The organism is Gordonia hankookensis, assembly GCF_014673215.1.
GTDB lineage: Bacteria > Actinomycetota > Actinomycetes > Mycobacteriales > Mycobacteriaceae > Gordonia > Gordonia hankookensis.
In genome coordinates, this window is sequence record NZ_JACWMS010000003.1 from 743,447 (window position 1) to 764,754 (window position 21,308).

A 21,308-nucleotide genomic window follows, 5' to 3' on the forward strand; every position below is an offset into this window, starting at 1 on the left:
CGGAGATGGCTCCGGCGTCGAGGTCAGGAGACCTGGATCAGGCCGGCTGGCCTGCCTCGATCTCGAGGGTGATGGTGACCTTGTCACCGACGACGACGCCGCCGCCCTCGAGGGGCATCTCGATGTCGATTCCGAAGTCCTTGCGGTTGAGGACGGTCTTGGCCTCGAAACCAGCGACCGGGCCGTAGCCCATGCCCGGGCTCACGCCGTTGAACTCGAGCTCGAGCTCGACGGTCTTGGTGACGCCGCGGAGGGTGAAGTCACCGGTGAGGACGTAGTCGTCACCCTTGGGAGCAACAGAAGTGGAGACGAAGGTGGCCTTCGGGAACTTCTCGGCGTCGAAGAAGTCGGCGGACTTGATGTGCCCGTCGCGCTGCTCGTTGCCGGTGGTGATCGAGGTGACGTCGATCTCGGCCTGCACGGCAGGCGTGCCGTCCTCGGCGATGGTGATGGTGCCGGAGAAGGTCTCGAAGTTTCCGCGGACCTTGCTCACCATGAGGTGCTTCACGGAGAAGGCGACGGCGGAATGCGAAGCGTCGATCGCCCAGGTGCCGGCGGCGATGGGAGCGGTTACGGCTGTGGTCATGGTGACAAATCCTCCAGGTGGACGTTGATCGTGTTCGGTCTGTCAGGGTGGGCCTTCTCGACCCAACACACCTTCAAACGGACCGCGGTCCGATTCCATTCCCGAATCGTGGAAAATTGTTCGAGAAAATCATCGCCAGGCGAAAACCGGCTGCTCAAAGCCGTCGACACGGGTGGATCTCCCCCGGAGAACGACCTCGGCGAACTGGTAGATGACTGCCGCCGTCGGCGCATGGACCAGGGCGCCGACGATCGGCAGCTGGATCACCGGGCGATCCGATTCGGGGATGGTGAGGAATCGAGGCTCGACCATCAGCTCATCGAGCGTGACGAAGAACAATTGGGCCACCTCGTCCGGGCTCGGTGTCGGTTCGGCCTCGCCATCGGCCCAACAGACGACCGGCGTGATCACGAAGCCGGATCTGGTCGGGTAATCGTCGAGCATGCCGAGCACGGAGTCCGCGCCGAGATCCAGCCCGATCTCCTCCTGCGTCTCCCGCAGTGCCGCCGTCACGTGGTCTTCGCCCGGGTCGAGCCGTCCGCCCGGCAGCGCATACTGCGCGGCATGACGGCGCATCGTCGCGGGCCGCTTCATGAGCCAGATCCCCTGCTTGCCGGCCCGCTCCGCGATGATGATCGCGACCGCGGCCGGACGGGCTTCGGGCGACGACACCTCGCGGCGGCCCAGCCCGGCGATGCGGGTCGCGGCCAGTGTGCGTTCTGCGGTGATCACACTCTCAGTTGATCATGCTCGCCTGCCGCATCGGCCGCCTGGACTGCCAGTCCGAGGTGGTAGGTCATCACCGCGAGTGCGAAGAGCCCGATCGCGAGGTTGAGCAATGCGCCGAAGCCCTCCAACGCGAAGTCGACCAGCGCATTGGAGAGCGTGAAGACGAGCGCGGCGATGCGCAGCGACCGCAGCGGCCACACGCGTGTGGTCCGCCGGCGGGCGATCATCGCCGGAAGCGACAGCACCAGCGTCACCACGCCGCTGACCAGCAGGATCCACGTCGCGGTCTCGTTGCGGCTCAATTCGAGATAGATGTCGACATCGCCACGCCGCGTGCCGTCGAAGTAGAAGCTGAGACCGCCGACGATCACCGTGCCGACCGAACTGATCGTGAGCATCCACCCGAAGAACGTCACCCACCTCCGGCTCCGCAGGAATCCAGGGATCATCGCCGTGGCCCGATGACGCAGGCGCATCAGGCGGTCGGGCGAGTCGGCCCCGGTGTCGAGAAGTGCTCGCAGGTGACCGATCACGTCCGGGTCGGCACCTCGATCGGCGGCGAGGTCGAGGAAGTTCTCGGCCTGCTCACGCCTGCGATGCGGAAGTCCGTGTGCGACGCCGTCGGCGACGATCGCCGCCGCATTCGCCAGCGCCTCCGCTTCTGAAGGCCGCTTGACGTCCCGGACGATCCGGCTGATCAGGAGGATCAGCACGACGAGGACGTACATGATCTCGGCGGACGGACCATAGAAGTAGTCGTTGTCCTTGGTCACGAACTTCCCGACCTCGTCGAGGAACAAGCCGAAACCGATGCCGCCCATGACGACCGCCACGATGCGCGGTGTCGCGCCGAGGAAGAGCCAGCCGGTGACCAATGCGAGCATCATCAGCGCACCGCCCCACAGCGCGTGTGCGATGTGGAGCGTCCCGCCGCCGACCTGTGGATACCCGGTCAGCTGGAGATAGAGCCGCGTCACCAGGATGGTTCCGATGGCGAAGATCAGGAACCACTCGACCGCAGCGGTCCCGTAGATGCTGCGAACGATCACCGCGTTGGTGCGCGAATGTCGCGACTCGGTCATGGTCGAAAGTATGGCGAGCCCGTAGGTCTGATCCACCCCATTCGTCGCAATCCACCTTCACACCGTCACCGCGCGCTCCACCCGCCGTCCATCGGGTACGACGTCCCGGTCACCATCGCGGCGTCGTCGGAGGCCAGCCACGCAACCAGCGAACCGACCTACTCGGGCCGGACCAGTCGCTTGATCGAACTCTCGGTGAGCATCACCTTCTCGACGACCTCGTCCTCACCGAGCCCGTGGATGCGTGCCTGATCGGCGATCTGCTTGGCGACGAGTTCCGTCGCGACGTATCCCGGGTTGACGCAGTTGCTGGTGACTCCGAGCACGATCGTGGCGATCAGGTTGCCGACAGGGACACCCGCCTGCGGCCACGACGCCCAGAACGCCCGCGACCGGTTCGGACTGTGTTCGGCCACGAGCAGGACGGCCCCGCCCCATTCGCCGCCGACCGCGAAACCCTGAAGGAAGCGCAGCGCCACCAGCAGCGCGGGTGCGAGATAGCCGATCTGACCGAAGGTTGGTAGGCATCCCATCAGAAAGGTCGCGATCCCGACCAGGATCAAGCTGAGTTGCAGCAGCTCGAGGCACTGCCCTGTCCGCTCGAACTCGGTTACCGCCTGGCGGTTTCCCGTGGCAGGTCGTACACAATTGCAGCGTGAGCGAGGGGCGACGACAATTATTGTCGCGGAACCCCGCTCAGGTTGCAGTTGTGTACGGAGTCAGTCCTCCAGGGTGGCGACGCGCTTTTTCTTCCGCCTCGACGTCGAAGTCGGCTTTCGACCAGTCGAGGTCCAGGCCTTCCAGAGCGTGGATGAGGAGTTCACACCACCGTCGCGCGGCGGATCGACGCCCTGGAGAAGGCTGTCGGCGCGCGAGTGCTGTCGCGTGGCGCGGCAGGATGGGAGCTCACCGACCTCGGCAGGCAGGCCTTCGCCGCGGGCGAGCAGATCGAGGGTGCCGTACGCCGGCTGTCCACCGACGTCGCCGGATCGCCATCGCTGAACGGGGTGGTCCGGATGTCGGCAACCGACGGCTTCTCCGCCTACCTCGCCGCCCCCGCTGCCGTCGCGGTCCGGCGCCGTCATCCGGGGGTGAGCGTCGAGATCGTCACCGCGACCCGGCTCGCGTCACAGAATCGCACCGGCCTCGACATCGAGGTGGTGGTCGGCGAGCCGCACGTGCACCGGGCCGAAGCCATCCGCCTGGCGGACTACCGCCTCGGGCTCTACGCGTCTCGCACCTACCTGTCGGAGAACCCCGTCCCCGAGAGCGCCGACGACCTGACCGCGCATCCACTGATCTACTTCGTCGACGCCATGCTGCAGGTGGACGACCTCGATCTCGCCCGCACCCTGGTCCCCCCAGATGGCCGAATCGGTCACCTCCACAAACGTGTTCGTGCATGTGGAGGCCACCCGGTCCCATGCGGGTATCGGGCTCCTCCCCTGCTACATGGCCGACCGCCACGATGACCTCGTGCGCGTATTGCCCTCTGTGGGAGCACAGTTGACGTACTGGCTGGTGGCGAGGACCGAGGCGTTCCGTCGGCCGGAGGTGGCCGCGGTGGTGGACGCGATCCGCGCGCTGGTGGGTGTGCGGCGGGCGGAGTTGTTGGGCCGCACGATCAGTTGACGGGCCACGGTCGTCTCGTCCGCTGTCAGCGCGTCGATGGGATTGTGGCCATGCAGCGTGTCCGCCGAACTACGCGCGTCCCGTGCTGCTCTCGACCTCCGACACGTTGATCTCCCGGCGCAGGATCTTGCCCGTGGCGCCCTTCGGCAGTTCCGGGAGGAACCAGACGTGGCGCGGGTATTTGTAGGCGGCGACGCGCTCCTTGACGAAGTCGACGAGCTCGCCTGGTTCGATGGCGGCTCCCGGCTTCAGTGCGACCGCGGCGCCGATCTCTTCACCGAGGGATTCATGCGCGATGCCGACGACGGCGACTTCGGCGACCGCGGGATGCTCGTAGAGCACTTCCTCGATCTCTCGCGGGTACACGTTGTATCCGCCACGGATGATCAAGTCCTTCTTGCGGTCGACGATGAAGAAATAGCCGTCCTCGTCCACGGTCCCGATGTCGCCGGAGGCGAACCAGCCGTCCGCGTCGATGGCCGCAGCTGTGGCGTCGGGCTGATTCCAGTAACCCTTCATGATGTTGTGGCCGGCGATCTGGATCTCGCCGGGCTCACCGATCGCGACCTGGTTCCCCTCGCCATCGACCGCCCTCATCCGGACGCCCTCGATCGGCGTGCCGATCGAACCTGCCTTTCGCTCGCGGTCAGGATGGTTGAACGACGCGACCGGCGAGGTCTCCGACAATCCGTAGCCCTCCAGGATGATGCATCCGAAGGTCTTCTCGAAGTCGTTGAGTACCTGAACGGGCAGCGACGCCCCACCCGATGCACAGGTCCGCAGGCTCGCGGTCGCCGATGGGCCGAACTCGCGCGCCACACCCAACATCGCCGCATACATCGTGGGAACGCCCAGGAACACGGTCACCCGGTCCCGCTCGATCACCTGTATTGCGGTACGCGGATCGAATCTAGGGATGAGCGTCAAGGTCGCGCCGACAAGCACCGAGGTGTTCATCCCACAGGTGAGGCCGAACACGTGGAACAGCGGCAGACAACCCATGACGACGTCGCCGAACTCGATCCTCAACAGGGTCCGCGCAGTCACCTCGCAGTTGAGCGCGAGCCCGCCGTGGGTGAGTTCGGCGCCCTTCGGCTTGCCGGTGGTGCCCGAGGTGTGCAGGATCACGGCGGTGTCGGAGTCCTCGCAATCGACGGGGCTCTGCTGAACCGGCAGGTCGGCGATCAGGTCGGCCAGACCCGCATCGTCGACCAGCCACAACCGCCCACCCGCCACGTCGACGGCCGCGCGCGCCTCGTCGGCGAACACCGGCGTCGCGAACAGCGCCGACGCCCCGGTGTTGCTGAGGTAGAACTCGATCTCACGAGCCTTCAGCAGCGGATTCATCGGCACCGCGATCGCGCCGCGACGGAGAATCCCGTAGAACGCCAGCGCGAAGGCCGGTGTGTTGCCCAACATGATGCCGACCCGGTCCCCCGGCCCGATCCCCTCCCTTTCCAGCAGCGTCGCGATCCGCGCTGCGGCGGAGTCGAATTCGGTGTAGGTCAACGCTAAGTCGTTGCACCGCAAGGCGACTGTGTCGCCGTGATCGCGTGCCGTGGCAACGAGGTTCATGGAAAGGTTGGTCATCGCTGTACTCCTGGGGTTCGATGTCGTGAATGTCTCATGTTGTCGGGGGCCGGCGCACCGTCGGGGGTACTCACAGCCGCTGATCACCGAGAAGCTGTACCGAGCGCAGCGCGAGATACAACTCGGTGGCGTCCACCGGCTTGTCGACAGACCGATTGGTGAGATCGCGGATCTTGCGCAGCCGGTACAGCACCGTGTTGCGGTGGAAATGGAGACGTTTCGCCGTTGCCGCTGTCGAACCGTCACACTCGAACCAGGCCTCGAGTGTCGCGAGCATCTCCTCGCGTTCGTCCTCGGGTAGGTCCAGCAGAGGGCCCAATGTGCGAGCCGCGACCTCACGCGCGGTATCCGGGCTGCGGACGAGAAGTAATGCCAGCGTGAGACTTTCGTAGCGGCTGAGCGTCGCAGCACCAGGCGGCACGGAGCGTCGGGCAAGGCGGGACTCGTCCACGGCGCGCGCGATCTCGCTGGGCATCGAGAACGGCCCGCTCACACCGACACGGTGATCGAACACCGAACCGAGTTCGGTCAAGCCGGCCTCGATGTCGGCATCGCACCGGCCGCAGATCAATCCGAGATACCCGTCGGGTCGCGCGTCCCAGACCGACGTGACGCCCTTGCTCTGCAAACGGCCTGCGGTATCGCTCGCCGTGGTCGAGCGCGACTCGGGACTCCCGGCACACACCACGACGTAGCTCGCACGTTCGGGCAGACCGAGGGCCCGCATGGCATCGATGATGGCTGTCGGGTTGTCCGCATGGTCGTCGAACACCTTCCGCACGAGGAGCGCTCGCGCCTCGGCGTCGGCGTGGGTGAGCAGGATCTCCGCTTCCCGGTAGCCCTCCACGGCAGCATCGGAGTACGTGTCGATCGCGGCCCAGAGCTGGGCGGGAACGTCGAGCAGTTCCACCGGCGAGACACCGCGAGATCCGCACAACATCTGCTCCCAGATCAGCTGGCCACCGAGCCGGTACGCCCTCAACAGCGCCGCAAGCGGGATCGCTTGCTCGGCCTTGAGTCGACCTGTCGCGCGAGCGACGTCGAACCGAACCCGGCCGCGGCCGGCGAGCACCGTGAGGATCGAACCCAGATTCTCGGTGCACGCAGCCGACAGTTGCTCCAGCGTGAGCAGCTGCGACTCGAGATAGGACTCCTCTGCCTTCTGCAGTCGTTCGACAAGGGTCTCGGTGAGTGCAGGCAGGTCGTCGAGCAGGTCGGCGGCGAGTGCGGCCGCCGTCGAGCTGCTGGTTGTGATGGGCACGGGCCACATCGTAGCGGCCCGCGGTGAGCCACACCACGTCAGCCTTGTGCCAGTGCACAAGGACACGTGGCCGACAGCGTGGCCGTCGCCTATGGCGGCGCCCGTGGTGCACCACGAAGAATCCAGGTATCGGGCCATCCCCTGATCCACAAGCGGTAACCACGAGACAACAGGAGCTGATCTACGCACATGAGCGTCGACACACACCAGACCGCCGATCACCGGGACGTGATCGACGCCGCGCTCTCCGACCTGTCCGCAGGTGAGAAGGCCTGGGCCGGGTTGTCCCTGCTCGAACGCGCCGACCTTCTCGACCGTGTCCGGTCACTCACCGGGATGCACGCCGCGGACTGGGTCGCGGCGTCGGCGTCGATCAAACGGCTCGGGCCGCATTCGGCGCTCCTCGGCGAGGAATGGATGTCCGGTCCCTATGCATTCGCCACCGGCCTCGGTGCCACTGCACAAACGCTTCGCGACCTGGCCGCAGGCCGCAGCCCCATCGCCGACGCCGCCTTCGGGACCGCAGCAGGTCGGACCACCATCCGGGTCCTGCCGTCGTCGCGCTACGACTCATTGCTGCTCAACGGTTTCACCGCCGATGTGTGGCTGCGGCCGGGGGTCGACGCCGCGCAGGCCACCGCGGCGGCAGGTCTCGCACAACTCGATCCCACTGTCAGCGGCGGCATCGGCGTCGTCCTCGGTGCAGGCAACATCACGTCGATCGCGCCGCTGGACGTGATCTACGAACTGCTCGCCCACAACCGGGTGGTCGCCCTCAAGCTCAACCCGCTCACCGATCCGCTGCTGCCTGTTCTCGAGCGAGTGCTCGAACCGCTGACCTCAGTCGGAGCGATCCGCATCCTCACCGGCGGAGCGGATGTCGGCGAGTACCTCGTCGGCCACGACGCGGTCGCCCATGTCCACATGACCGGCAGCGCCAACACGCACGACGCGATCGTCTGGGGAACCGGGGAGGAGGCCGAGCGGCGCAGGGCGTCCGGAGAGCCGCGCCTCACCACACCGATCACCAGCGAACTCGGCGGTGTGTCCCCGGCCATCGTGGTGCCCGGCCGATGGAGCGCAGCGGACCTGCGCTACCAGGCCGAGCACATCGCGACCCAGCGTCTGCACAATGGCGGATACAACTGCGTGGCCGCCCAGGTCGTCATCGTCTCCGCCGACTGGGACCAGAAGCACGAGTTCCTCGACGCGCTCCGCGAGGCGTTCGCCTCCGCGCCGGCGCGGGTCTGCTATTACCCGGGCAGCGACGACCGCGTCGGCGCCGCTCGCACGGCGTACCCGACGTCGGAACAACTGGGCACGGCGGGTGAACGACTGCTGATCACCGGGCTGTCGCTCGACGAGGACGAGGACATCCTGCACACCGAGTACTTCGGACCGGTCCTCGGCGTTCTCGAGCTTCCCGGGACCGGTGCCGACTTCCTCACCAGCGCAACCGATGCCGCGAACAATCACTTCCTCGGAACCCTCGGGGTGAACGTGATCGCACACCCTGCTTCGATCGCCGGACTCGGCGAGGCCTTCGAGTCGATGATCGCCGCCCTCCGCTACGGGACCATCGCCGTCAATGCGTGGACCGGAGTTGGCTTCCTCAGCGCCGCCGCAACGTGGGGGGCGTTTCCCGGTCACAGTCTGGACGACGTCCAATCAGGAATCGGCGTGGTACACAACGCCTTCCTCCTCGCCGACACCGAACGCACAGTGGTTCGCGGGCCCTTCCGGCCTGCACCGCGCTCGGTTCTGCACGGCGAATGGTCGATCTCCCCGAAGCCGCCGTGGTTCGTCACCAACCGGACAGCGGCAACCACCGGTCGCCTGCTCGCCGACTTCGCCGGCGCGCCGTCTCCACTGAAACTGCCCGCCATCTTCGCCTCCGCACTACGTGGCTGAACACAACTGCGGCTGATGCCAACACGGCAGACCATCTCACCACGAAAGGCCACCATGCCCACCACAGCACCACGCACCGTCGACTACGTCGTCGTGGGGACCGGGTCCGCCGGTGCCGTCGTCGCGAACCGACTCAGCGCCGACTCCCGCAACGAGGTCCTCGTTCTCGAAGCCGGGACGAAGGACTCCGACAAGTTCATCCACATCCCCGCGGCGTTCTCGAAACTGTTCGGCAGCGCGTCGGACTGGGACTACTCGACCGAGCCGCAACCGGAACTGGGCGGTCGACGCGTCGTCTACCCACGCGGCAAGACACTCGGCGGCTCGTCGTCGATGAACGCCATGATGTGGGTTCGCGGATTCGCCGCCGACTATGACGCGTGGTCCGAGCATGCGGGTGCCGACTGGTCGTTCGACGGCCTCGTCGAGTACTTCCGGCGCATCGAGAACGTCGCGGGCGCCACCGAGAACGACGAAGGCACCACCGGGCCGCTGCACGTGTCACATCAGCGCTCGCCGCGCCCGCTGACCCGCGCGTTCCTCGACGCCGCGGCCGAGTGCGGACATACCGTGGAGCGTGCGAATCTGCCGGAGCCGAAGGGTTTCTCGCAGACGATGGTGACCCAGCACAAGGGCGCACGGTTCAGCACCGCCGACGCATATCTACGCCCCGCGCTCAAGCGAAAGAACCTCAGCCTCGTCACCGAAGCGCTCGCCACCAAGGTGTTGTTCGATGGCACCCGCGCCGTCGGTGTCGAGTACACCCACGCAGGTCGGACGCAGACGGTGCACGCGCGACGTGAGGTCGTGCTCTGCGGCGGTGCCGTCAACACCCCGCAGTTGCTCATGCTCTCGGGTGTGGGCGACAGCGACGATCTCGCCGGGCACGGCATCCGCACCGTCGCGCACAACGGCGGTGTCGGCCGCAACCTGCTCGATCACCTGCTGGCGCCGATCGGCTGGGACGTCGACTCCGGGACGCTGCGCGACGCCGAGAGCCCTCGCCAACTCGCCGACTACCTGCTGCGCCGTCGCGGCATGCTGACCTCGAACGTCGGCGAGGCCTACGGATTCATCCGTAGTCGCGACGACTTGCGCTTGCCGGATCTCGAGCTGATCTTCGCCCCCGTCGCGTTCTACAACGAAGGCGTGGGCGAGGCGTATCCGCACCACGCCGTCGCAATGGGACCGATCCTGGTCCAGCCGAAGAGCACCGGAACGATCACGCTGCGTTCGGCGGACCCGACCGCCAAGCCGATGATCGACCCGCGCTACCTCAGCGATCCCGCAGGCGTCGACCGTGCGGCGATGATGCAGGGATTGCGGGCGACCGTCGAGATCGCACAAGCGCCGTCACTGCGCGGGCGGCTCGGCGTGGTCTCGCAGCCGCGCACCGACTCCCGCGTGCCCGACGACGCCGTCCTGACCGAGGTGCTCGACCGTCACTCGCACACGCTCTATCACCCGGTGGGCACCTGCCGCATGGGCACCGACACCGACAGTGTCGTCACGCCCACCCTCGCCGTTCGGGGTGTCACCGGCCTGCGAGTCGCCGACGCCTCGGTGATGCCAACCATCGTCCGAGGACACACCCATGCCCCGTCGGTGCTCATCGGCGAGAAGGCGGCGGATCTGATCCTCGCGGGCCGCTGAGCGGCGGCAGGATCGTGAGCGGTGGGAGATGCTGCGCGCCATTGCTTCATGTGACGTCAACACGTGGTTGAGAGGCCAATGGCATTTCAACCATCAGCAGAGCTTCGGGCTCAGAACGACGAGTACGGCGGCCTGCCGCGAGGCATTCTCCGCCCTGGGCCTGAGCGGAGAGGGGGATGTCGATGTCATTCACCTCTGCGCAAAGCGTGCTTCTTGATCTTGCCTGTCGAGGTCTTCGGGAGGTCGGCGAACACGATCTCCCTGGGCACCTTGAACCGGGCGAGTCTCTCGCGAGCGAACGCGATCAGATCGTCGGCCTCCACCTGGGCACCACCGCGCACCGTCACGTAGGCGACCGGGATCTCGCCCCATCGCTCGTCGGCGCGTCCGACCACCGCCGACTCGACGACGCCCGGATGTCCGTCGAGGACCCGTTCGACCTCGACCGACGCGATGTTCTCGCCGCCGGAGATGATGACATCCTTACTGCGGTCGCGGATCTCGACGTAGCCGTCGGGATGCATCACCGCGAGGTCGCCAGTACGCAGCCAGCCGTCGATCGTGGCCGCCGTGGTCGCGTCCGCATCGCGGTAATAGCCGAGCATCACGTTGTTGCCGCGGACCACCAACTCGCCCTGCGTCTCGCCGTCGGCGGGGACGTCGACGCCCTCGGGCGCCACCACCCGGACGTGTCCGGCGGCGATGTTGCCGATGCCCTGCCGCGCCGTGCGCACCGCCCGGTCGGCGGCCGACCCGACATCCCAGTCCGGCTGCCACTGGTTCACGACGATGGGACCGAAGGTCTCGGTCATCCCGTACAGGTGGGTGATCTCGATCCCGAGGCCGGCCATCCGCTCGAGCAGGGCGGGAGACGGTGGCGCGCCGCCGGTCCCGGCATGCACGGAGTGGTCGAGCGCGGCAGCCGCCGGGTCCTCGGCGATCATCGTCAGGACTGTAGGAGCAGCGCTGAAGTGTGTGATCCCGTCCGCAAAGAAGTGACGCCAGACCTGCGCGGTGTCGATGCTACGCAGGCAGACATGCGTGCCACCTGCCGCGGTGACCGCCCACGTGAAACACCAACCGTCACAATGGAACATCGGCAGCGTCCACAGATATCGCGAACCGGTCCCGAGTCCCGCGTGGTAGGCCATCGCCAGCGCCTGCAGGTAGGCGCCGCGGTGGTGGTACATCACGCCCTTGGGTCTGCCGGTGGTCCCCGACGTGTAGTTGACTGCGAGTAGTCCCCGCTCGTCCGGCTCGCGGTAGACCGGTTCCGACGCCCCGCGCAGGAGCTGTTCGTATTCGTCGGATGGCTCACTCGCGGCGACCACCACGCGCACGCCCGTCGCGGCACCGACTACGTGTGCCCGCTCGGCGAACTCGGCGGTCGCCACCAGCAGTGTGGCGCCACTGTGCTCGATGATGTAGACAAGTTCGACCTCTGACAGTCGGATGTTCAACGGGACCAACACCGATCCGTGCGCCGGAACGGCATTGTGCAATTCGAGCATCACGTGACTGTTGGTGCACAGGGCCGCAACGCGGTCTCCCGGGCCGATCCCCAGGCCCTCCAAGACGGACGTGAGGCGGGCGACGCGTCGGTGGAAGTCGGAGTAGGTGAACCTCCGGTTACCATCGATGATGGCGATCCGGTCCGCGAAGGCGTACGCCGCGCGATCCAGGAATGTCGCCGGGCTCAGTGCCGCGAAGGTGAAGTCGGCAGGTACCGGGGGCACGGGTCGATCCTCAGTCACCATCCGACGCCACCTGCCGTTCCACGGCGTCGATGGCCGCAGTGATGCGTGTGGCGGACGCGTCGACCCACGTGTTCGCCGCGTGCGGGGCCGCGGCGGCCGCGGCGCCGAGGGCCGCGATCTCCTGGCTCGTCGGAGAAGGCATGTCGAGATCGGCAAGCGACGTCGGCAGGCCGACCGCGGTCAGGAAGTCGCGGATCTCGCGCCGGTCGACCTCGGGGTCGTCCTCGAGCGCGAGTTGCACGAGAAGCCCATAGGCGACGTGGAACCCGTGGAGGTGCTTCGACGATCCGCGCCCCACCTGAAGCCCGCGTGTCATGCAGTGCGCGATCGAGAGGCCGCCGTTCTCGTATCCGATCCCCGACAACAGGATCACCGCTTCGACGACGGCTTCGACCTCGGCCGTGACCCGCCCATCGATGACATCGCGGACCGCGGCCACACCGTCACGCAACAGCACTCGCGAGCAACCGTCCGCGATCACCTCACCGATGATGAGCGGCCGGGTCCCCTGCGTGGTGACACCGCGACCCCGCGCGCACGAGCGTGCCTCGAACTTCTTGGACAACGCGTCCCCGATTCCCGACACCAGGAACCGGATCGGGGCGGTCGCGATAACCTTGGTGTCGACGACGACTGCGGCCGGGTTGCTCGGCAGTCTGCCGAGCTCCGACAAACGACCCTCGTCATCGTAGAGCGCGTAGATGCTCGCCGTCGGGCCATCATTGGACGCCGTCGTCGGGACCGAGATCATCGGGCGCCCGAGCCGGTGCGCGACGCCCTTCGCGACATCGAGCGCCTTGCCTCCACCCACACCGACGACGACATCGCCGAAACCGGTCGCGACTCGATCGACGGTGGTCGCGATATGGGCACGGGTCACCGGCCCCCGATAGGGCACGACCTGATGCGTGAGACCGGCCAACGCCATCGACGCGGTCAGACGTTCACCGAGAAGCTCCACGATGTCGGCGTCGATCACCACGACCGGGCGCGCGCCGTGTTCGGCGACAATCGGGCCGAGCTCGTCGAACACCCCGGGCCCCTGCACGTACTGCTGAGGTGCAGCGAACCGACGGGCCGCGCGTTCGACGCCGACGCCGTCGAGAGCCGCACTCATGTGTAGGGCCAGTCGCCGGTGATCACCGCGCGGGTGATCGCGTCCTCGTCCAGCCCGAACAGCGTCTCGTTGTAGGACTGGGATCCGCACGGGTGGAATCGATCGCCGAGGCCGATGCGTGTCACCGGGACAGAGATGCCGCGATCAGCCAGCGTCTCGACCACTGCGGTACCGAGGCCGCCCGAGCGGAGGCCGTTCTCCACCACGATCACCCGGCCGGCATCGGCGGCGACCGCGGCGATGGCTTCGGTGTCCAACGGCTTGATAGTCGGCACATGCAGGACCGAGGCAGCGATACCCTGCTGCTCGGCGGTCGCCGCGGCCTTCAGCGCACGTGCGGACATGAAGCCCGTGCCGATCACCGCGACGTCACGACCTGGCCGGAGCAGCCGCGCACGCCCGATCTCGAACCGTAAATCGCCCTCGTCGAACACCACCGGCACGTTGCCGCGCAGATTGCGGATGTAGAAGGTCCCGGGGGTCTCGGCGGCTGCACGGATCACGTGGCGCAGCTCGACCGCATCGCATGGGTCGATGACGGTGAGATCGGGGATCGACCGCATCACCACCAGATCCTCGAGCGATTGATGGGTCGCACCATAGGGATTCACGAGGCCGGGAGAACCGGCGACGATCTTCACGTCCGCCTTGCTGTGCGCACACGACACCGCGATGAAATCGAGCGCGCGCCGAGTGAGGAAGGCGGCGTATGTCGCGCAGAAGGCGATCTTGCCCACCTTGGCCAAACCGGCCGCCATCATCACCGCGTTCTGCTCGGCCATCCCTGCGTTGAAGTACCGTTCCGGGAACCGTTCCCGGAACGGGATGATGTCGGAGTACTTCGACATGTCGGCGCTTAGCCCTACGATCCGCTCGTCCCGCGCGCCCAGTTCGGCGAGCTCGTTTCCGAAGGGTGCTCGTTCGTACGGTCCCTCGATCTCAGCGATCTCACCCATGCCACCGGCACGGTTCCTGACCTCAGCCACGGTTCTCCTCCAATTCGGCGATGAGTCCGGCCCACTCGGTGTCGGCGACCCGGACGAAATGTGCTCGTTCCCTCGCGACCAGGGTCGGCACCCCGGTCCCCGGTGTGGTGCGCGCGATCAGGACACGCGGGGTGTCCGCAGGTGCAGTGGCCAGGGTGTCGAATGCACGGGTGATCGCGTCGATGTCGTTGCCGTCGACCTCCTCGACGGCCCACCCGAACGCCCGCCACTTGTCGGCGATCGGTTCCATGTCCAGCACGATGGGACCGTCCGCCTGGATGCCGTTGCAATCGACAACCGCGGTCAGGCCGCCGAGGCCGAAGCTCGCGGCCGACATGGCAGACTCCCAGGTGGCGCCCTCCTGCAGCTCGCCATCGGAGAGCTCGACGATGACCCGCTGGTCACCGCCGTCGAGCCGGAGCCCGAGCGCCATCCCGACCGCCTGTCCGAGGCCGTGCCCCAGTGAACCGCCGGTGATCTCGACGCCGGGTGTCTCGTCGAAGGTGCTCATCGGGAGCTCACTCCCGTTGAGTCCGTACTCGTCGATCTGTTCCTCGGTGAGCACACCGAGATCGGCGAGCACCGCGTAGAGGGCGATGGAGTAGTGCCCGGTCGACATCAAGAACCGGTCGCGGCCTGCCCAGTCGGGGTCGGCGGGATCGAATCGCAGTTGCCGCGAGTAGATCACTGCCAGGAGGTCGGCGATGCCGAGTCCCTGCGCGATGTAGCCCTCACCCTTGTCTGCGGCCATCCGCATCATCGCTGATCGCAGGCGATATGCGGTGTCGCGCAACGTGATTGCCGACGGTGCGTCGACTGTGTTGTCCACCAGCATGTCTCAATGTGCCTCTCTGGTCTGTTCGGCCGATGCCGAGTGGAATGTGCCGTCGATGGTGATACCGCCGTCGACCCGCAGGACGGTGCCGGTGACGAAGGAGGCATCTGCGGAGACGAGAAACGAGGTGGCCGAGGCGATCTCCTCCGGCCGCCCGAGGCGACGAAGTGGAGTGCGATCGAGGAGCCGATCCTCGTCGAGGGTTCCCGACTCCAGGCCGGACCGCATCATCCCGGTGTCGATGTACCCGGGTGCCACGGCGTTGACCCGAATCCCGTACGGACCCCATTCGGCGGCGAGGGTCCGGGTCATCCCAGTGACGCCCGACTTCGCTGCGGTATAGGCCAGTCGGTGTGGCAGTCCGAACGTCGAACCGACTGACGCCACGTTCACGACGGCCGCGGCCGGCGCCTCCCGCAGCAGCGGAAAGGCCTGTCGGCTGCATCGCATGGTCCCACCCAGGTGGACATCGAGTTCCCGGAGCCACCGATCCGAGTCGATCTTCTCTGCGTTGGACCGGGAGATGACGCCTGCGTTGTTTATCAGGACGTCGAGGCGTCCGAACCGGTCGGCGACCGCATCGATCCCCCGGCGCACCGACCTGTCGTCGGTGACGTCGAGGAGCACGGCGGTGCCCGAGACCTCGGCGGCGGCCTGATCGGTACGGGCAGCGTCGATGTCGGCGATCACGATCTCGAGTCCGTCGGCGTGCAGGCGGCGGGCCATCGCGAGCCCCAGGCCCTGACCTCCGCCGGTGATCAACGCGACGCGCGGTGAGTTGGTGCCGTTCATTTCCCGAACACCTCCCGAACAACCATGTCGCCCTCGGCTTCTGCGATCTCGTTGAGGTCATGACTGGTGTCGAACGGCTCCCAACGGATCAGCATGCAGATCGCCGCGCCGACTAGTGGGACCGCCACGAAGATCGTGATGGTGGTGCTCAGTCCGAGTGCGTCGGACATCCGGGGGAATGCGTACAGGCCGACGATGCCGCCGATGCTCTGCGAGATGGTGGCCAGCTGTCCGCCACGGCCACGCAAATCCGACGGATACGCCATGGCGGCCATCGTCAGTCCGGAGACGCCCGGTCCGGCCGAGTGGAAGAAGATGAACATCGCCGGAACCAGGAACGCGAGAAGGACGGGCAGCGAGTCGAAGAAGACGCCGAGGATCAGGATCATCGCGGCCACGGCCAGGAAGCCGTACTTGGCAGCACCATTGGCACCGAGTTTCGATGCGACCCAGATCGATGCGACACCACCGACGATGCCGAAGACGTTGAAGACGATGGACCCGAAGGTGGCCTCACCGAAATTGTCTCCGAACAGGCTGAGCGCGATGACCGGTAGGTAGTACGCCACGGCGTAGTACTGCAAGGCCTGCATCATCGTCACGACGTTGGCGAGGATCGTCCGTGCCCGGAAACGCACGCTGAAGAGCTCCGTCCAGCGCCGTTCCTTCTTCGGTTCCTCGACCGCGGCCTCCAGATGTCCGGTCGGATATGTAGCGGAGATCCGGTACATCTGCTGCAGGGACGTCGTCAGCTCCGACAGCCGGCCCTTCTTGGCCAGCCAGCGCGGGCTGTCGGGCATCAGGGTCCATTGCGCGATCGCCACTACGAAGGCGAAGATCGCGGCGGTCACGAGGCCCCAGCGCCAGATGCTCAGACCGACGTCGAGGTGATAGAGACCGAGCACGATGACCAGCGCCACCACTGTGGAGATGTACCACTGGGCCTGCCAGAAGTTCAGCAGGTACTGACGCCGCTTGGGCAGGTTCTCCGACAGGTAGGCCATCGCCACACCGAGGTCGACGCCGTAGGCCGCACCCGCGATGCACCGGGCCAGCACCAGCATCGCGAAACTGGGTGCACCGGCCATCAGCAACGCGGCGACGACCGCGATGAGCTTGGCCACCACCATGATCTTGACGCGGCCGAAACGGTCCGCCAGCAGCCCACACGTCGCCGCCGCGACCAACGTGGCGACATAGCCGTAGGAGCTGACCAGACCGACACCGTTCGAGTCGAGGTTCAGCTGCTCGCTCATGGGGGCGGTGCCCGAACTCAGGACCGCCAGAAAATAGGCCTCGAAGGCGATCCCGGCGAGGCCGAGCACAAGCATGACCTTGTGTCTGCGGGTCTTGATGTCCTCAGAGTCGACCAGATGGTCGACCTCCGATACCGAGGTCAGCGCCCGATTTCGGGCAGGGAGTACTTGGGTCATGGTGATTCCGTTCGGTGAGTGCCCACACCCCACAGTGGGCAGGATCGAGAGAAGCGCTGCGCGACGGTGTCAGACGAGATCGAGCAGATCGCGCAGGGAGTGCAAGAGATGGTCGGGCCGGTGGTCGGCGAGCCGTTCGGGGCCGTAGTAGCCGTACGCGGCCCCGACGGTCCCGGTGCCTGCGGCGGCGCCGGAACGGATGTCCTGGGGCCCGTCACCGACGTACCAGGCGTGTGCCGGGTCGAGACCACCGCGTTGCAGACCGAGAAGTACGGGTGCCGGATGAGGCTTCCGTTCTGCGGTGTCATCGGCGGTGACGATGGTCGCGAAGATTGTCGCGTCTAGTCCGAGATGGTCGAAATCCCTTCGTACACGGCTCATCCGCTTGTTGGTGACGATGCCGACCGTGATGCCGCGACCCACGAGTACGGACAATGTGTCGCGCAATCCCGGATACGGTTCCACACGGCGGAATGCATCGGTCTCGTAGTGGCGGCCGTACGCGTTCTCCAGTTCGAGCGGTTCCTGGTCGGAGTACCGCGCGAAGATCTCCGGTGGGCGCGGGGCCATGATCGCGCTCGGGTCCTCGAGTTCGGTGGGCAACGGACGTCCGAGTTCGTTCTCGAAGGTCGCACGATAGGCCTCGATGATCGCGTACCGCGAGTCGATCAGTGTGCCGTCGAGATCGAAGAGCACTCCCCTGGTCGGTAGTCGCGAACGCGTGTCGACGGTCGAAGCGGTTGTCGGGGTGCTCATGCGGCCGTCTCCGTCGGGGTGAAGGCGAAGAACTCGCGGGGATTGGTCAGGAACACGGTCTCGGCGATTTCCGCGGGAAGGCGTTCGCGGATCTGCTTGAGCAGCCCCGCGAATCCGGGAGAGCCCCCGTGGTGCGGTTGGTAGGACGGTCTGCCGAGGTCGCCCGACACCATCACCTGGGTGTACCCCTCGGCGAACAACTGCTCGATGCAGGAAACCCGCAGTTCGTCCGACGGGTACTTCGGCTTGGTCCAGTGGTCGAAACCGAGCCATACGCCCGTCTGCGCGACCTCGCGGAGATAGCCGTAGTCGAGATTCCGATCGAGGTGTCCGATCAGGACGCGCGCCGGGTCGACGCCCAGATCGGCGAATCCGTTGGCCTGCAGAGTGCCGAGCGTCCCGGCCTGGCAATGTGTCGAGATCGGTGCACCGGTCGAGAGATGTGCACGGGCGACCGCTTCCTGGACCTTGCGCTCGTCCTCACGGATCTCATCGGTGCGGCAGGTGCCGAACTTGATCACGCCTGCTCGCGCCGACGTCCCGTCGATCCCGACGGTCACGTCGGTGACGAAGCGCCGCGAGATCTCGTCGACCGATTCGGTGGCGACCGTGTCGGGATAGTAGATGCCCTTCTGATAGCCACTCGCACTGACGACGTGGACACGTGAGGCCTCGGCGACGGCAAGGAGACCGGCGGCATTACGTCCGTAGTCCTCGGTGGTCATCTCGATCAATGCACCCCCGCCCAGACTGTTGAAGTCAGCGACCTCGCCGATGGCGGCATCCACCTTGTCGAGGACCATGTCGTGGTCCCGCTCCCGCGCCCACCGGGGCGGATTGGTGAACAGGTGCTCGTGGCAGAGCGTCACGCCGAGATCGTCGGGCGCGATGTCGCCGAGCACGGTTCTGATGGCGGTCACAGGAGTCTCCGTTCGCTGTTGGTCGAGGTTCGGTTGGATCGAGGAGGGATCGGCGCTCAGGCCGGGGTGCGATGGTCGGTGCCGTCGGCGACGGCCGCCCACACGTCGCGCAGGGGCGTCAGTACCGCGCGGTACGTCGAGAACGCCGCGTCATAAACCTCAGCGGTCGTCGTATCCGGTTCGTGGACACGACCTTCGCGCACCATCTGAGCGGCCGCGGCATCCAGGTCGGTGTACTGCCCGGTGGCGATCGCGGCCAGCATCGCGGCGCCGAGGGCACCCGACTCCGGGACGTCCGGCGCGACGATCGTCTTCTGCAGGACGTCGGCGATGATCTGGCTCCACTCGACGCTGCGTGCCCCGCCACCGGTGAGGCGGATCTCGTCAATCCTCACCGGCATCGCTGCATAGCAGTCACGCACCGACAGCGCGGTGCCCTCCATGACGGCGCGGACCATCTCCGCCGGTGTCGTGTCCCTGCGTAAGCCGACGAAACTACCGCGGGCGTTCACGTCGAGGAACGGCGCGGTCGCGCCTGCGGTGTTGAGATACGGATGGAAGACAAGGCCTCGAGCGCCCGGCTCCGTGTCCTGCGCGAACTCGCGGACAACGTGCCCGAGGGTCGTCTCCCCCGCTGCGATCCGTTCGACCTCGACCGGGCAGAAGGTGTTGATCACCCAATCGAGGCACATGGTGCCGCCACCGGAGTTGGTGATCTGCCGTTGCCAGCGGTTCTCCGGCATGAGGAACGCGAAACCGACGCCTCTGGGTTCGAGAAGCGGATGGTCGGTGGAGGTCCCGTTCATCAGACTGGTCCCGATCGTGGTGACTGCCTGACCGTCGTGTGCGGCGCCGATCCCGATCATGTTCGCGGTCGCATCGCCCGTCCCCGCGCAGACCGGTGTCCCGACCGGCAGACCGGTCTCCGCCGCCGCGACATCGGTCACGGTACCCAAGAGGGCTTCGCTGACCCCGACATCCGGGAGTCGGGCCGACATCTCCTCGATACCGAAGGCAGTGAAGAAGGCCTCGGCCTTCCGTCGTCCGCGGAAGTCGCACGGCGCGAACGAGAGATCGGACTCCTCGGTTGCGACGATTCCGGTCAGCCGGTAGTTGATGTAGTCCTTGGCCATGAAAAAATGCGCAATGTCGGCGTAGCGGGCGGGTTCGTGCCGCTTGACCCACGCAAGCAACGGATACGGTGTGCCAGGTATCAGGGCGTTGCCGCTGATGTCGAAGAGCGCGTCGAGCTCACCTCGGTCACCGACCTCGTCGAGAATCCCTGTGGCCCGAGCATCGGGCCAACAGATGGCGTTGCCCACCGGCCGCCCGTCGCCTCCGAGGGTCCACAGGCCACCCATGTGGGCGGTCACCCCGACCCCTTCGATCACGGTGTCAGGACCCAGATCTCCGACCACACAGCGGATCGTGGACGCGACACTGCGCCAGGTGTCCTCGGGGTTCTCCTCGTGCCGTCCGGGACTCGGGTACGAGCACGGGGTCTTCGCGCCGCGCTCGGCGACCAGTGCGCCGGTGGCCAGGTCCACGGCGATCGTCTTCAACGAGCTTGTTCCCTTGTCGATGCCGACGACGACCGAACGGCGGGTCATCAGACTGCCCCCTGCGCGGTGGTGGCCACAGTGCGCACAAGGAAGTCGAGCTGCTCGCGTCGGGCCACCTCGGTGAGGTCCGCGCTCCGTCCCCTGGGATCGACGACCACGCCGAGGCCGGCGAGGCGATCGGCGAGCACGTCGGCGCCGGGATGGTCGGAGTGGATCTCGACCGGTCCGTCAATCTCGTTGTCGCGCAGGTCGCGGGCGATCGCGACACACAGACCCGACCACACAGCACGCAGGATCTCCGCAGGAGCAGTCTGGTATGACAGTCCGACGAGCACGTCATGGCCGTCGGCGACCGAGTAGACGACGGTCGCCGGTGTGGACTCCCATTCCGCGACGAGGTCGGCGAACCGGTGATCGAGGTCAGCGGCGATGCCGGGTGCGAATCTCTCGACAAAGGAGTCCAGGACGGACCATCCGGCGGTCTCGACGGTGATCTCGGTCCCAGCGGCCGTACGTCCGACGAGCTGTCCCGAACCCGAGATGGGCAGAACCAGTGTCGCGGCGGCTCCTGGTGCCGTATCGATGTCCATCACCCCTGGGGCTTGACTCGGTGTCCGGAATCCGGATAGCGTGTTCGCCATACGGAACAATTGCACGAAGCTGTTCGTGTGTCAACCATCACAACATGTGGTGATTTGTGCCTGCC

General features: G+C 66.5%; 17 protein-coding genes and 2 pseudogenes. 3 read left to right on the forward strand and 16 right to left on the reverse strand.

All coding sequences use genetic code 11. The annotated features are described in order from the left end of the window. Positions 1-37: 37 nt before the first annotated feature. The 4 genes and pseudogenes from IDF66_RS17900 to IDF66_RS24075 form a co-directional block, all read right to left on the reverse strand. The gene (locus IDF66_RS17900) at positions 38-586 is read right to left on the reverse strand and encodes a YceI family protein (RefSeq protein ID WP_164307188.1); all 549 of its coding nucleotides are present in this window, start codon (positions 584-586) and stop codon (positions 38-40) included. Between the two features lie 129 nt (positions 587-715). Continuing rightward, positions 716-1,318, reverse strand: a complete 603-nt coding sequence (locus IDF66_RS17905) for an NUDIX hydrolase (RefSeq protein ID WP_190267975.1) — start codon at positions 1,316-1,318, stop codon at positions 716-718. After that, positions 1,315-2,364, reverse strand: coding sequence for a hypothetical protein (locus IDF66_RS17910; RefSeq protein WP_190268072.1), 1,050 nt, complete (start codon positions 2,362-2,364; stop codon positions 1,315-1,317). The genes IDF66_RS17905 and IDF66_RS17910 overlap by 4 nt, the downstream gene beginning before the upstream one ends. 98 nt (positions 2,365-2,462) lie before the next feature. Next, positions 2,463-3,104: pseudogene (locus IDF66_RS24075) on the reverse strand (SDR family oxidoreductase). Positions 3,105-3,218: 114 nt separating this feature from the next. Here IDF66_RS24075 and IDF66_RS17925 point away from each other — a divergent pair. Continuing rightward, positions 3,219-4,029: pseudogene (locus IDF66_RS17925) on the forward strand (LysR family transcriptional regulator); the annotation flags it as partial. A 69-nt stretch (positions 4,030-4,098) separates the two neighbouring features. Here the strand turns inward: IDF66_RS17925 and IDF66_RS17930 are convergent. Then, positions 4,099-5,619, reverse strand: a complete 1,521-nt coding sequence (locus IDF66_RS17930; protein WP_190267976.1) for a long-chain-fatty-acid--CoA ligase — start codon at positions 5,617-5,619, stop codon at positions 4,099-4,101. Between the two features lie 70 nt (positions 5,620-5,689). Then, entirely contained in the window at positions 5,690-6,880 is a 1,191-nt protein-coding gene (locus tag IDF66_RS17935; protein WP_190267977.1) for a PucR family transcriptional regulator, read from the reverse strand. 189 nt (positions 6,881-7,069) lie between these two features. Here IDF66_RS17935 and IDF66_RS17940 point away from each other — a divergent pair, with 189 nt between their 5' ends. Together IDF66_RS17940 and IDF66_RS17945 are read left to right on the forward strand one after the other, a co-directional pair. Next, entirely contained in the window at positions 7,070-8,791 is a 1,722-nt protein-coding gene (locus IDF66_RS17940) for an aldehyde dehydrogenase family protein (RefSeq protein ID WP_190267978.1), read from the forward strand. Positions 8,792-8,845: 54 nt separating this feature from the next. Further along, positions 8,846-10,444: a GMC family oxidoreductase gene (locus IDF66_RS17945; protein WP_190267979.1), complete on the forward strand. Its 1,599-nt coding sequence runs from the start codon at positions 8,846-8,848 to the stop codon at positions 10,442-10,444. Between the two features lie 185 nt (positions 10,445-10,629). On the opposite strand, the gene IDF66_RS17950 is transcribed toward IDF66_RS17945, so the two are convergent. The 10 genes from IDF66_RS17950 to IDF66_RS17995 all read right to left on the reverse strand — a co-directional run bounded on the left by IDF66_RS17950 (position 10,630) and on the right by IDF66_RS17995 (position 21,192). Beyond that, complete coding sequence (locus tag IDF66_RS17950; RefSeq protein WP_190267980.1) at positions 10,630-12,201, reverse strand: AMP-binding protein; 1,572 nt, start codon at positions 12,199-12,201, stop codon at positions 10,630-10,632. Then, on the reverse strand, positions 12,191-13,318 hold the full coding sequence (locus IDF66_RS17955; RefSeq protein ID WP_190267981.1) for an iron-containing alcohol dehydrogenase: 1,128 nt from the start codon (positions 13,316-13,318) through the stop codon (positions 12,191-12,193). Before IDF66_RS17955 ends, IDF66_RS17950 begins: the two co-directional genes overlap by 11 nt. Then, on the reverse strand, positions 13,315-14,304 hold the full coding sequence (locus IDF66_RS17960) for a transketolase family protein (protein WP_190267982.1): 990 nt from the start codon (positions 14,302-14,304) through the stop codon (positions 13,315-13,317). The genes IDF66_RS17955 and IDF66_RS17960 overlap by 4 nt, the downstream gene beginning before the upstream one ends. Then, the gene (locus IDF66_RS17965) at positions 14,297-15,139 is read right to left on the reverse strand and encodes a transketolase (RefSeq protein WP_190267983.1); all 843 of its coding nucleotides are present in this window, start codon (positions 15,137-15,139) and stop codon (positions 14,297-14,299) included. Before IDF66_RS17965 ends, IDF66_RS17960 begins: the two co-directional genes overlap by 8 nt. A 3-nt stretch (positions 15,140-15,142) precedes the next feature. Beyond that, positions 15,143-15,931 carry an SDR family NAD(P)-dependent oxidoreductase gene (locus IDF66_RS17970; RefSeq protein WP_190267984.1) on the reverse strand — a complete coding sequence of 263 codons (789 nt, stop codon included), beginning with the start codon at positions 15,929-15,931 and terminating at the stop codon, positions 15,143-15,145. Further along, the gene (locus tag IDF66_RS17975) at positions 15,928-17,364 is read right to left on the reverse strand and encodes an MFS transporter (protein WP_164307199.1); all 1,437 of its coding nucleotides are present in this window, start codon (positions 17,362-17,364) and stop codon (positions 15,928-15,930) included. The genes IDF66_RS17970 and IDF66_RS17975 overlap by 4 nt, the downstream gene beginning before the upstream one ends. 69 nt (positions 17,365-17,433) lie before the next feature. Further along, positions 17,434-18,120, reverse strand: a complete 687-nt coding sequence (locus IDF66_RS17980; protein ID WP_164307200.1) for an HAD family hydrolase — start codon at positions 18,118-18,120, stop codon at positions 17,434-17,436. Beyond that, positions 18,117-19,040 carry a phosphotriesterase family protein gene (locus IDF66_RS17985; protein WP_190267985.1) on the reverse strand — a complete coding sequence of 308 codons (924 nt, stop codon included), beginning with the start codon at positions 19,038-19,040 and terminating at the stop codon, positions 18,117-18,119. The genes IDF66_RS17980 and IDF66_RS17985 overlap by 4 nt, the downstream gene beginning before the upstream one ends. A 56-nt stretch (positions 19,041-19,096) precedes the next feature. Further along, positions 19,097-20,650 carry an FGGY-family carbohydrate kinase gene (locus tag IDF66_RS17990; RefSeq protein WP_190267986.1) on the reverse strand — a complete coding sequence of 518 codons (1,554 nt, stop codon included), beginning with the start codon at positions 20,648-20,650 and terminating at the stop codon, positions 19,097-19,099. Continuing rightward, the gene (locus IDF66_RS17995) at positions 20,650-21,192 is read right to left on the reverse strand and encodes a hypothetical protein (protein ID WP_190267987.1); all 543 of its coding nucleotides are present in this window, start codon (positions 21,190-21,192) and stop codon (positions 20,650-20,652) included. Before IDF66_RS17995 ends, IDF66_RS17990 begins: the two co-directional genes overlap by 1 nt. Positions 21,193-21,308: the final 116 nt, after the last annotated feature.

Bases quoted from the DNA above. Each gene is read 5' to 3' on its own strand.
- IDF66_RS17970 (WP_190267984.1), bottom strand. From the start codon at position 15,931: ATGAACGGCACCAACTCACCGCGCGTCGCGTTGATCACCGGCGGAGGT.
- IDF66_RS17940 (WP_190267978.1), top strand. From the start codon at position 7,070: ATGAGCGTCGACACACACCAGACCGCCGATCACCGGGACGTGATCGAC.
- IDF66_RS17975 (WP_164307199.1), bottom strand. From the start codon at position 17,364: ATGACCCAAGTACTCCCTGCCCGAAATCGGGCGCTGACCTCGGTATCG.
- IDF66_RS17930 (WP_190267976.1), bottom strand. From the start codon at position 5,619: ATGACCAACCTTTCCATGAACCTCGTTGCCACGGCACGCGATCACGGC.
- IDF66_RS17955 (WP_190267981.1), bottom strand. From the start codon at position 13,318: ATGAGTGCGGCTCTCGACGGCGTCGGCGTCGAACGCGCGGCCCGTCGG.
- IDF66_RS17950 (WP_190267980.1), bottom strand. From the start codon at position 12,201: ATGGTGACTGAGGATCGACCCGTGCCCCCGGTACCTGCCGACTTCACC.
- IDF66_RS17965 (WP_190267983.1), bottom strand. From the start codon at position 15,139: ATGCTGGTGGACAACACAGTCGACGCACCGTCGGCAATCACGTTGCGC.
- IDF66_RS17945 (WP_190267979.1), top strand. From the start codon at position 8,846: ATGCCCACCACAGCACCACGCACCGTCGACTACGTCGTCGTGGGGACC.
- IDF66_RS17995 (WP_190267987.1), bottom strand. From the start codon at position 21,192: ATGGACATCGATACGGCACCAGGAGCCGCCGCGACACTGGTTCTGCCC.
- IDF66_RS17990 (WP_190267986.1), bottom strand. From the start codon at position 20,650: ATGACCCGCCGTTCGGTCGTCGTCGGCATCGACAAGGGAACAAGCTCG.
- IDF66_RS17900 (WP_164307188.1), bottom strand. From the start codon at position 586: ATGACCACAGCCGTAACCGCTCCCATCGCCGCCGGCACCTGGGCGATC.
- IDF66_RS17980 (WP_164307200.1), bottom strand. From the start codon at position 18,120: ATGAGCACCCCGACAACCGCTTCGACCGTCGACACGCGTTCGCGACTA.